The 10,984-nt window shown below is 37.5% G+C and carries 15 protein-coding genes and 1 other annotated feature; all 15 genes read left to right on the forward strand.

Annotation, left to right across the window (positions count from 1 at the left end; translation table 11 throughout):
* Nucleotides 1-70: 70 nt before the first annotated feature.
* Nucleotides 71-1,525 carry a glutamate--tRNA ligase gene (gene gltX, locus GJE18_RS01190; RefSeq protein ID WP_107368322.1) on the forward strand — a complete coding sequence of 485 codons (1,455 nt, stop codon included), beginning with the start codon at nucleotides 71-73 and terminating at the stop codon, nucleotides 1,523-1,525.
* A 329-nt stretch (nucleotides 1,526-1,854) separates the two neighbouring features.
* The gene (gene cysE / locus GJE18_RS01195) at nucleotides 1,855-2,481 is read left to right on the forward strand and encodes a serine O-acetyltransferase (RefSeq protein ID WP_168429109.1); all 627 of its coding nucleotides are present in this window, start codon (nucleotides 1,855-1,857) and stop codon (nucleotides 2,479-2,481) included.
* Entirely contained in the window at nucleotides 2,465-3,865 is a 1,401-nt protein-coding gene (gene cysS, locus GJE18_RS01200; protein WP_060552324.1) for a cysteine--tRNA ligase, read from the forward strand. The genes cysE and cysS overlap by 17 nt, the downstream gene beginning before the upstream one ends.
* Nucleotides 3,858-4,259, forward strand: coding sequence for a Mini-ribonuclease 3 (locus tag GJE18_RS01205; RefSeq protein WP_037566306.1), 402 nt, complete (start codon nucleotides 3,858-3,860; stop codon nucleotides 4,257-4,259). Before cysS ends, GJE18_RS01205 begins: the two co-directional genes overlap by 8 nt.
* 5 nt (nucleotides 4,260-4,264) lie before the next feature.
* Nucleotides 4,265-5,017: a 23S rRNA (guanosine(2251)-2'-O)-methyltransferase RlmB gene (gene rlmB / locus GJE18_RS01210; protein ID WP_107368321.1), complete on the forward strand. Its 753-nt coding sequence runs from the start codon at nucleotides 4,265-4,267 to the stop codon at nucleotides 5,015-5,017.
* Entirely contained in the window at nucleotides 5,017-5,544 is a 528-nt protein-coding gene (locus GJE18_RS01215) for an NYN domain-containing protein (protein WP_085622192.1), read from the forward strand. The genes rlmB and GJE18_RS01215 overlap by 1 nt, the downstream gene beginning before the upstream one ends.
* Before the next feature lie 71 nt (nucleotides 5,545-5,615).
* Nucleotides 5,616-6,188 (forward strand): sigma-70 family RNA polymerase sigma factor, encoded by a 573-nt coding sequence (locus tag GJE18_RS01220; RefSeq protein WP_085622190.1) that lies wholly within the window; start codon nucleotides 5,616-5,618, stop codon nucleotides 6,186-6,188.
* Between the two features lie 92 nt (nucleotides 6,189-6,280).
* Nucleotides 6,281-6,424, forward strand: a complete 144-nt coding sequence (rpmG, locus tag GJE18_RS01225) for a 50S ribosomal protein L33 (protein ID WP_081858204.1) — start codon at nucleotides 6,281-6,283, stop codon at nucleotides 6,422-6,424.
* A 73-nt stretch (nucleotides 6,425-6,497) separates the two neighbouring features.
* The gene (gene secE / locus GJE18_RS01230) at nucleotides 6,498-6,677 is read left to right on the forward strand and encodes a preprotein translocase subunit SecE (protein WP_037566310.1); all 180 of its coding nucleotides are present in this window, start codon (nucleotides 6,498-6,500) and stop codon (nucleotides 6,675-6,677) included.
* 18 nt (nucleotides 6,678-6,695) lie between these two features.
* Complete coding sequence (gene nusG / locus GJE18_RS01235) at nucleotides 6,696-7,244, forward strand: transcription termination/antitermination protein NusG (RefSeq protein WP_037566311.1); 549 nt, start codon at nucleotides 6,696-6,698, stop codon at nucleotides 7,242-7,244.
* A 331-nt stretch (nucleotides 7,245-7,575) separates the two neighbouring features.
* Nucleotides 7,576-7,998, forward strand: a complete 423-nt coding sequence (gene rplK, locus GJE18_RS01240) for a 50S ribosomal protein L11 (protein WP_037566312.1) — start codon at nucleotides 7,576-7,578, stop codon at nucleotides 7,996-7,998.
* Between the two features lie 212 nt (nucleotides 7,999-8,210).
* Nucleotides 8,211-8,909, forward strand: a complete 699-nt coding sequence (gene rplA, locus GJE18_RS01245; protein WP_037566313.1) for a 50S ribosomal protein L1 — start codon at nucleotides 8,211-8,213, stop codon at nucleotides 8,907-8,909.
* A 107-nt stretch (nucleotides 8,910-9,016) separates the two neighbouring features.
* Nucleotides 9,017-9,157, forward strand: a sequence feature (ribosomal protein L10 leader region).
* A gap of 45 nt (nucleotides 9,158-9,202) precedes the next feature.
* Entirely contained in the window at nucleotides 9,203-9,703 is a 501-nt protein-coding gene (gene rplJ / locus GJE18_RS01250) for a 50S ribosomal protein L10 (protein WP_037566314.1), read from the forward strand.
* Between the two features lie 53 nt (nucleotides 9,704-9,756).
* The gene (rplL, locus tag GJE18_RS01255) at nucleotides 9,757-10,122 is read left to right on the forward strand and encodes a 50S ribosomal protein L7/L12 (protein ID WP_037566315.1); all 366 of its coding nucleotides are present in this window, start codon (nucleotides 9,757-9,759) and stop codon (nucleotides 10,120-10,122) included.
* Nucleotides 10,123-10,200: 78 nt separating this feature from the next.
* The gene (locus GJE18_RS01260; RefSeq protein WP_060552328.1) at nucleotides 10,201-10,809 is read left to right on the forward strand and encodes a class I SAM-dependent methyltransferase; all 609 of its coding nucleotides are present in this window, start codon (nucleotides 10,201-10,203) and stop codon (nucleotides 10,807-10,809) included.
* The last annotated feature ends 175 nt before the right edge of the window (nucleotides 10,810-10,984 follow it).

Consider the following 10,984-nt stretch of genomic DNA (forward strand, 5'->3'; position numbering starts at 1 on the left):
ATTTTAGATTTTAGTTTCGGTGTCACATGCTATAATAAAAATATTGAAAATGAAAACAGGAGTGAACAAGATGAGTAACCGAGTAAGAGTAAGATATGCACCAAGTCCAACAGGCTACTTGCATATTGGTAATGCACGTACTGCATTATTTAACTATTTATTCGCTAAACATTACGATGGAGACTTTGTGATTCGTATTGAAGATACAGATACGAAACGTAATCTAGAAGATGGCGAAACGTCTCAGTTTGATAACTTAAAATGGTTAGGATTAGATTGGGATGAATCTGTAGATCAAGATAGAGGCTACGGTCCTTACCGCCAATCTGAACGTGGCCACATTTATCAACCGTTAATTGATCAATTATTAGCTGAAGATAAAGCGTATAAATGTTATATGACTGAAGAAGAATTAGAAGCAGAACGTGAAGCGCAAATTGCACGCGGAGAAATGCCACGTTATGGTGGTCAACATGCGCATTTAACTGAAGAAGAGCGTCAACAATTTGAAGCGGAAGGACGTCAACCTTCAATCCGTTTCCGTGTACCTCAAAATAAAACATATCGATTTGAGGATATGGTTAAAGGCGATGTTTCATTTGAATCTGATAATTTTGGCGATTGGGTTATCGTTAAAAAAGATGGTATTCCAACATACAACTTTGCGGTTGCTGTCGATGATCATTATATGGAAATCTCAGACGTTATTCGCGGAGATGATCACATCTCTAACACGCCTAAACAATTAATGATTTATGAGGCATTTGGTTGGGAGCCACCACGTTTTGGACATATGACATTGATTGTAAATGAGCAACGTAAAAAATTAAGTAAACGTGATGGTCAAATTTTACAGTTCATAGAACAATATCGTGATTTAGGCTATTTACCAGAAGCGTTATTTAATTTTATTGGTTTATTAGGTTGGTCTCCTGAAGGGGAAGAAGAAATCTTTAGTAAGGATGAATTTATTAAGATTTTCACTGAGAAACGTTTATCAAAATCGCCTGCCTTTTTCGATAAACAAAAGTTAGAATGGATAAACAACCAATATATGAAAGAAAAAGATACAGATACGGTATTTGAAATGACACTACCGCATATGATTAAAGCAGGTCTATTACCAGGATCTCCTTCTGAAGCAGAGTTAGATTGGGGACGTAAGCTCGTAGCATTGTATCAAGAGCAAATGAGTTGTGCAGGCGAAATCGTACCTTTATCAGAATTATTCTTCCGAGATGAGAAAGAGTTAGATGAAGCGTCTCAAGAAGTATTGAATGGCGAACAAGTGCCTGAATTAATGCGCACATTGTATAGCAAACTTGAGGTATTAGAACCGTTTGAAGCAGCTGACATTAAGAAGACGATTAAAGCTGTACAAAAAGAAACAGGTATAAAAGGGAAACAACTCTTTATGCCAATTCGTGTGGCTGTGACTGGTCAAATGCATGGTCCGGAATTACCAAATACAATGGAAGTATTAGGTAAAGAGAAAGTGTTAACGCGTTTAAAACAATTATTGTAAAGCTTTTATTAGCCCGAATAGACAATTACATGGTTTCATAGATGTGTAAGTTTTTTAACTTGCAATCAATGTACAAATAGCATACGATTAGAGTGATTTTAAACATAAAGGATAAGTAAGCAAATGCTGTGTTTCAGAGAGTGTACGGTTGCTGCGAGTACACCACGAATTTTGTTGAATGCACCTTTATGGATGTAGTTGAATAATTTCTAAAAGTGAGTACATGAATAGCATGTACTAATTAAGAGTGGAACCGTGCACAAGCACCTCTGACATTTGTTAGGGGTGTTTTTATTTTTAAAGGAGGATTTGCTGTGATAAAAAGAATAATGGATGATGTAAAGATGGTTTTTGAACAAGACCCCGCAGCACGCTCTACGTTTGAAGTCATTACCACGTATGCTGGATTACATGCCGTATGGTCCCATTTAATTGCACATCGTCTATACAATAAAAAACACTATACGTTAGCGCGGACGATTTCTCAGATTTCACGGTTTTTTACCGGCATTGAAATACACCCTGGTGCTAAAATTGGGCGCCGTTTATTTATCGATCACGGCATGGGTGTGGTGATCGGTGAAACATGCACGATTGGTGATAACGTGACGATTTATCAAGGTGTGACACTTGGAGGTACTGGAAAAGAAAAAGGCAAACGTCATCCAGATATTGGGGACAATGTTTTGATCGCAGCAGGTTCAAAAGTGTTGGGGAATATAAAAATTGCTTCAAACGTCAATATTGGTGCGAATTCAGTTGTATTAAGAGATGTACCGAGTTACACAACAGTTGTAGGTATACCTGGACGCATTGTCCGTCAAGATGGCCAACGCATTGGTAAAACGTTTGACCACCTCAATTTACCTGACCCGATTTATGAACAACTTAAGCAACTTGAGCGACAATTGGAACAAACTAAAAATGGAGAGATCAAAGATGATTACATTATATAATACACTGACACGTCAAAAAGAACCGTTTAAACCTTTAGAACCTGGAAAAGTAAAAATGTATGTCTGCGGCCCAACCGTATATAACTATATTCATATCGGAAATGCGAGGCCTGCTATCAATTATGATGTTGTGCGTCGCTACTTTGAATATAAAGGGTACGAGGTTGATTATGTTTCAAACTTCACTGACGTAGATGACAAATTAATCAAACGCTCACAAGAATTAGGTGAAACCGTACCTGAAATTGCAGATCGTTATATTAAAGCATTTCATGAGGATACAGAAGCGTTAAATATAAAAAAAGCAACATCCAACCCACGCGTCATGGACCACATGGATGATATCATTAAATTTATTAAGAATTTAGTAGACCAAGGGTATGCCTATGAAAGTGGCGGAGATGTGTATTTCCGCACACGTAAATTTGAAGATTACGGTAAACTCAGTCACCAATCTTTAAATGATTTAAAAGTGGGCGCGCGTATTGAACAAGGTGAACAAAAAGAAGACGCATTAGATTTCACGTTATGGAAAAAGGCAAAACCAGGTGAAATCAGTTGGGAAAGTCCATTCGGAGAAGGTCGTCCGGGCTGGCACATCGAATGTTCTGTGATGGCTTTTGAAAAATTAGGTCCAACCATTGACATTCACGCAGGAGGCAGTGATTTACAATTTCCACATCATGAGAACGAAATTGCACAATCTGAAGCCCACAACCATGCTCCTTTTGCCAACTATTGGATGCATAACGGCTTTATCAATATCGATAATGAAAAAATGAGTAAATCACTTGGTAACTTTATTTTAGTGCATGACATCATTAAAGAAGTTGACCCAGATGTCTTACGTTTCTTCATGATTAGTGTACATTATCGTAGTCCAATCAATTACAATATCGAATTGGTTGAAGCTGCGCGTAGTGGTTTAGAACGTATTCGTAATAGTTACCAGTCACTCACTGAACGCGAAACCATTGCCACAGACTTAACAGAAGACCACCAATTTTTAGAACAAATTGAAGCAACGTTAGCTCAATTTGAAAAAGTGATGGACGATGATTTTAATACAGCGAATGCGATTACGGCTTGGTATGATTTAGTCAAATTAGCGAATAAATATTTACTTGAAAATCAAACATCTACAAAAGTAATTGCGCGTTTCAAAGAAGTTTTTGAAATCTTTAGTGACGTATTAGGCGTACCATTAGTATCTCGAAATGCGAACGCATTATTAGATGAAGAGATTGAGAAACTAATTGAAGAACGTAATGAAGCGCGAAAAGCAAAGAATTTTGCACGTGCCGATGAAATTCGCGATCAATTAAAGGCGCAAAATATCATCTTAGAGGATACGCCACAAGGTGTGAGATATAAACGTGGATAAATCGTTAAACGCTAAATTGTTAAATCCGTTATCCTTAGCTTATGTTGGTGATGCGGTGCTAGATCAGCATGTACGGACGCATATCATCTTGAAACAACAAAGCAAACCGAACCGGCTACATCAAGCAGCAACACGTTTTGTATCTGCTAAAAGTCAAGCGGCGACGTTAGAGGTACTACTAGCTGGTGATTGGTTTACAGAAGCAGAATTAGACGTTTTAAAGCGCGGTCGTAATGCTAAAAGTTATACGAAAGCAAAAAATACAGATATTCAAACATATCGTAAAAGTTCAGCATTAGAAGCGGTCATCGGCTATTTATATTTAGATGGTCAACATGAACGTGTCACAGCTTTATTAAATAAAATCGTATTAATCGTTGAAGAAAGGAGTTGAGTACATTGGAAACTGAAGTCATTGTAGGACGCCATGCAGTAAGAGAAGCGATTCAAACAGGGCACGCCATTAACAAAGTGCTCATTCAAGAAGGCGTAAAAAAGCAACAGATTGAAGATATTTTAAATTCTGCAAAATCTCAAAAACTGGTTGTACAAACGGTTCCTAAATCAAAATTAGATCAAATCTCGAATGCGCCTCATCAAGGTGTAGCTGCGTATGTTGCACCATATGAATATGTAGCGTTAGATGATTTCTTGGCTAAACAAGCGCAAAAAGAGACCTTATCAACAGTCATTATTTTAGATGGTCTAGAAGATCCGCATAACTTAGGATCGATTTTAAGAACGGCGGATGCAACTGGTGTAGATGGCATTATCATTCCAAAGAGACGTTCGGTGGCGTTAACGCAAACAGTTGCTAAAGCATCTACAGGTGCGATTCAACACGTCCCGGTCATACGTGTGACGAATTTATCACAAACCATTGATACGTTGAAAGACCAAGGTTACTGGGTGGCAGGTGCCGAAGCGAATAATGCGACGGATTACCGTAACATGCAAGCGGATATGCCCTTAGCATTGGTCATTGGTAGTGAAGGACAAGGGATGAGTAAGCGCGTCAAAGATAAGTGTGATTTTTACATTAAAATACCTATGGTGGGTCATGTGAATAGTTTAAATGCCTCTGTCGCAGCGAGCTTATTAATGTATGAAGTGTTACGTAAACGCACGCCCATTGGTGGTGACAACGCATAATGATTGATTATTATGTGATTATTGACGGCTATAACATGATTGGTCAATCCCCTGAGTTAAGTCGCTATGCGAAAGAAAATTTAGAAGAAGCAAGAGAACAATTGCTCATTGCGATTTCAAATTACAATGCACACATAAAAGGCAAAGTGATTTGTGTATTTGATGCCTATGATACGGATACACCCCAATCCGAAACCGTTTATCATGGAGTAAACGTTATTTTCACGAAAGAAAACGAAACGGCAGATAGTTTTATTGAACGTTATGTTTATAATATCTACAACAAATACACGACGCATATTACTGTTGTGACAAGTGATATGAGTGAACAACATGCGATATTTGGTACAGGCGCCTACCGCATGTCCTCAAGAGAAATGTGGCGTGACCTAAAAGAAAACGAAAATCATGTTTCTCAATCAATGTCATCGTTTGAAGCGCGTAAACCTAGAACGCGTATTCAATTATCAGATGATGTATTGTCAGAATTTGAAAAAATTAGACGTGGTCAATCCAAAAAGCGTTAATTTCTCGCCTTGATTCAAAAGGTCTTCACTCGGTATGATGAGGCAAATCGAGTGAAAGGCGAGGAACGTTAATGACTTTAAATCCTATCAGTGAAGTTGAACGCCAGCAATTGATTAAAGAGCTCAAAGCCCATCGTCCCGACGCATTACGAGAATTGATAGCGGTGGTGCGCCGATGTGCGCAGGTCGTTCTGAGAGACTTTCGCATCACCCCGCAAGATTTTGAAGATATCGTTCAAGAGTCGATTTGGTCGATTTATCAAAAAGTATGTCAGCCTGATTTTCATATGAACATTCCATTAGAACATTACATTAATAAAACGCTTTTCTATAAAAAGATGGATTATCGTCGTAAACGTGTGTACTATCAATCGTTCATTTCACATATGATTGAGGACGTTTCGATGCAATATCATCAGCAAACGTATCGGCACCATATGACGCTAACGCTTAATGAATGCTTAGAAGATGTTAAAAATTCAGCGCAAACGTTAAGCGCATTTGAACTCAAAGTGCTTTATTATTTAATTGATGAATGGGTCCCAAATGAAATTGCACAACAACTCAATGTACCAGTAAAGCGGGTTTACAATGCAATTTATAGACTTAGACGAAAGATGCATATTTTAAAACAAAGTGAGTAAATGCTTCTCATGATTGTAAAGAAATGGCGTTTGACAATTGGACACAATCTTATGTATAGTAAACTGGTATTATAGGAGTAAGGTGAGTTCATGTGAAAAAAGTACCGCTCAATTGTGAAAAATGTGGAATGCGTAATTATCACGTACCGAAATCAAACCAACATACGACACGACTAGCGCTTAAAAAATTCTGTGCCACATGCCAGATGCATACATTACATAAAGAGTCGAAATGATGTAATGGGCTTAAAAGCGTTATAAAGTAATGTTACAAATGCGATTATAATTTAAAAATTGGAGGGAATCCGAATGGCTAAAAAAGAAAACTTCTTCCAAGGCGTTAAAACTGAAATGGAAAAAACAAGTTGGCCTACTGGTCCGGAACTTGTGAAATATACGACAATTGTCGTGTTTACAGTAATCTTTTTCTTAGTATTCTTCTGGGGTCTAGATATTGGAATCGGCCAAATAATTGAAATGATAAAATAGAAATGAGGAGTTGTCAGCATGTCTGAAGAGTTAGGGGCTAAACGTTGGTATGCCGTTCATACCTACTCAGGTTACGAAAACAAAGTCAAAAAGAATTTAGAAAAACGTGTTGAATCAATGAACATGACTGAGCAAATTTTTAGAGTTGTGATTCCTGAAGAAGAGGAAACACAAGTTAAAGATGGCAAAGCGAAAAAACAAATGAAAAAAACGTTCCCTGGCTACGTTTTAGTTGAATTAATTATGACAGATGAATCATGGTACGTTGTACGTAATACGCCAGGCGTGACTGGGTTTGTTGGTTCAGCAGGTGCAGGCTCAAAACCAAACCCATTATTACCTGAAGAAGCACGCTTTATCTTAAAGCAAATGGGTATGAAAGAAAAAACAATCGATGTAGAAGTGGAATTAGGCGAACAAGTTCGTATTACTTCTGGCCCATTCGCAAACCAAGTGGGCGAAATTGATGAAATTGAAATGAATAAATTTAAACTTACAGTATTGGTGGACATGTTTGGTCGTGAAACACCAGTAGAAGTAGAATTTGATCAAATCGAAAAATTATAATGTGACGCGGGGTGGAACGTAAAGTTTCGCCTCTTTTTCTATCTATCGTAGTTTTGAGCATACCTCATAGCATATCAAATGAAAATATAATTGTTGATGATTAACGTCCATCTCGCTATCGCGTCTATGTAACTGAATTTAAAAGTGTAACAATGAGTACTTTGGTGTGGTTTTGTGAAACTTAAAAATTTTTGTTGTCAAGTAAAATTACAAATGTTATAATAACGAAGTCGCGCGTAAATAGCGCTACATTTCGTCACGAAATGTTAAATGAGTGGGAGGGCAAAACTGAGCCCTGTGACCACATCACGATATCAAGGAGGTGCACATCGTGGCTAAAAAAGTAGAAAAAGTAGTTAAATTACAAATTCCTGCAGGTAAAGCAAACCCAGCACCACCAGTTGGTCCTGCATTAGGTCAAGCCGGTGTGAACATTATGGCTTTCACTAAGGAATTCAATGCACGTACGCAAGAACAAGCAGGTTTAATTATTCCGGTTGAGATTTATGTTTATGAAGATCGTTCATTTACATTCATCACTAAAACACCACCTGCAGCAGTATTACTTAAAAAAGCAGCTGGTATTGAAAAAGGTTCTGGTGAACCAAACAAAAACAAAGTTGCTACAGTAACTAAAGATCAAGTACGTGAAATTGCTAACACTAAAATGCCTGACTTAAACGCTGCTGACGAAGAAGCGGCTATGCGTATCGTTGAAGGTACTGCACGTAGCATGGGTATCATTGTTGAGTAATTCTCGTAATTAATGACCATAAAGCAAACAAGAACATTAATGATGCATTTTGAGTATCATTTATTGAAAGAAGACACTCGTAGATAAAAGATAACATGACAGTTTATCTACGCTCGAGGGGCGGGACTCAGAAATTGAATCATAAATTGATTTCTGACCCGCTCCCAACGTGGGAGGACATTCCGCTAAAACCACTAAAGGAGGAAAAAACGATGGCTAAAAAAGGTAAAAAGTATCAAGAAGCTTTAAGTAAAGTTGACCGTCAAGCATTCTACTCAGTAGAAGAAGCAATCAACTTAGCTAAAGAAACAAGCGTTGCTAACTTCGATGCTTCAGTTGAAGTAGCATTCCGTTTAGGTATCGATACACGTAAAAACGACCAACAAATCCGTGGCGCAGTAGTATTACCACACGGTACTGGTAAAACACAACGTGTATTAGTATTCGCTAAAGGCGATAAAATTGCAGAAGCAGAAGCAGCAGGTGCTGACTATGTTGGTGATGCTGAATATGTTAACAAAATCCAACAAGGTTGGTTCGACTTCGACGTAGTCGTTGCTACACCAGATATGATGGGCGAAGTTGGTAAATTAGGTCGTGTATTAGGACCTAAAGGTTTAATGCCTAACCCTAAAACAGGTACAGTAACAATGGACGTTAAAAAAGCTGTTGAAGAAATCAAAGCTGGTAAAGTTGAATACCGTGCTGAAAAAGCAGGTATCATCCATGCTTCAATTGGTAAAGTATCATTCGATACTGACAAATTAGTTGATAACTTCAAAACATTACAAGATGTATTAGCGAAAGCAAAACCATCTTCAGCTAAAGGTACGTACTTCAAATCTGTAGCTGTAACAACTACGATGGGTCCTGGTATTAAAGTAGATACTTCTAGCTTTAAATTAAACTAATCTTTACAACGATAGATGTAGCGAGATGCCGTGATTGTATCTCGCTAAATTTTTGGTTGAATTCATAAAATAACGGTTGACTATTTACACAAAAGCCGTTATATTTATATATGTTGTATATTTTACCTAAGACAGTAGGAGTTCATTGAGAACTTAATACAAGATCCTACCGAGGCTAAAATTGACTTGAACGTGAAAACATTCAAGCACTTTTTGCTGTGGGTAAAAAGTGCTTTTTTATTTGTTATTAAACAAATATACAAAGCACCAAATAATTTGATGGAGGTGTCTAAATGTCTGGAATTATTGAAGCTAAAAAACAACATGTTGATGAAATTTCTGAACAACTTAAAAGTTCTGTTTCTACAGTTTTCGTTGACTACCGTGGTTTAACAGTAGCTGAAGTTACTGAATTACGTAAGCAATTACGTGAAGCAGGTGTACAATACAAAGTGTACAAAAACACGATGTTACGTCGTGCAGCTGAAAAAGCCGGTATCGAAGGTTTAGATGAGTACTTAGCAGGTCCTACTGCTGTAGCGTTCACAACTGAAGATGTTGTTGCACCAGCAAAAGTTATCGCTGGATTTGCAAAAGAACACGAAGCTTTAGAAATCAAAACAGGTGTTATGGAAGGAAGCGTTATCTCAGCTGAACAAGTTAAGACAGTGGGTTCTTTACCATCACACGAAGGTCTTGTTTCTATGCTATTATCAGTATTACAAGCACCAATGCGCAACTTCGCTTATGCAGTTAAAGCTGTTGGTGAAAGCAAAGAAGAAAACGCAGAATAATCTAATTTACGTAAAGTAACAACTAATTTTTAAAATAATGGAGGAATATAAAAATGGCTAATCATGAACAAATCATTGAAGCAATTAAAGAAATGTCAGTTTTAGAATTAAACGACTTAGTAAAAGCAATTGAAGAAGAATTTGGTGTAACTGCAGCAGCACCAGTTGCAGCAGCAGGTGCAGCAGGCGGAGACGCAGCAGCAGAAAAAACTGAATTTGACGTTGAGTTAACTTCAGCTGGTTCATCAAAAATCAAAGTTGTTAAAGCAGTTAAAGAAGCTACTGGCTTAGGCTTAAAAGACGCTAAAGAATTAGTAGACGGAGCTCCAAGCGTAATCAAAGAAGGTTTACCAAAAGAAGAAGCTGAAAAACTTAAAGAACAATTAGAAGAAGTTGGCGCTTCAGTAGAATTAAAATAATTCTTTTGATAAGTGAAAACCCGCTATTTCATGTGAATAGCGGGTTTTATCAATATTATATAAAAAGGTGTGAATGCGATGAGTCATTACTATGATTCACATCCAGATAGTGAAACAAATGAGCAAACCATCACTTATGACACAGGACACCATCAGTTAACTTTAACGACTGATGCTGGCGTATTTTCAAGAGATCGTGTGGATTTTGGATCAGATTTATTAATCCGAACATTTCTCAATGCACATCCACCGGGTGAGGTAAAACATATAATTGATGTAGGCTGTGGCTATGGGCCGATTGGTTTGATGCTTGCTAAAGTAGCGCCGCATGACCAAATTACCATGCTAGATGTTAATCATCGCGCGCTGTCACTCGTCGAGAAAAATGCACAACACAATGATATCCATAATGTTACAGTGCAGGAAAGCGATGGCTTGTCTGTCATTGCTGCGAATCAAGCAGATTATATATTGACTAATCCACCAATTCGCGCTGGTAAGCAAGTGGTACACCAAATTTTAGAAGATGCGTTTCAATGTTTGAAACCTGAAGGTGCATTGTATGTGGTGATTCAGAAAAAGCAAGGTATGCCATCTGCGAAAAAGAAAATGGAAGCTGTTTTTGGTAATGTCGCATCTATTAAAAACAGTAAAGGGTATCACATTTTGAAGAGTATTAAGGGTTGATTTAAACCTTTTTTTATGATAAAGTATTAAGATGAAAAAATTATGTTCAATAAGTGTGTACTTTTACCGCTAAAGTTTCATTGTAACATTTCATAAATACGCAATTAGAATAGAAAATGGTGTCATCGTATCGTGAACAACCGTTTTCTTTTTGTCTTGTTGCATAACACTTTTA

It is taken from the genome of Staphylococcus agnetis (assembly GCF_011466855.1).
Classification (GTDB): domain Bacteria; phylum Bacillota; class Bacilli; order Staphylococcales; family Staphylococcaceae; genus Staphylococcus; species Staphylococcus agnetis.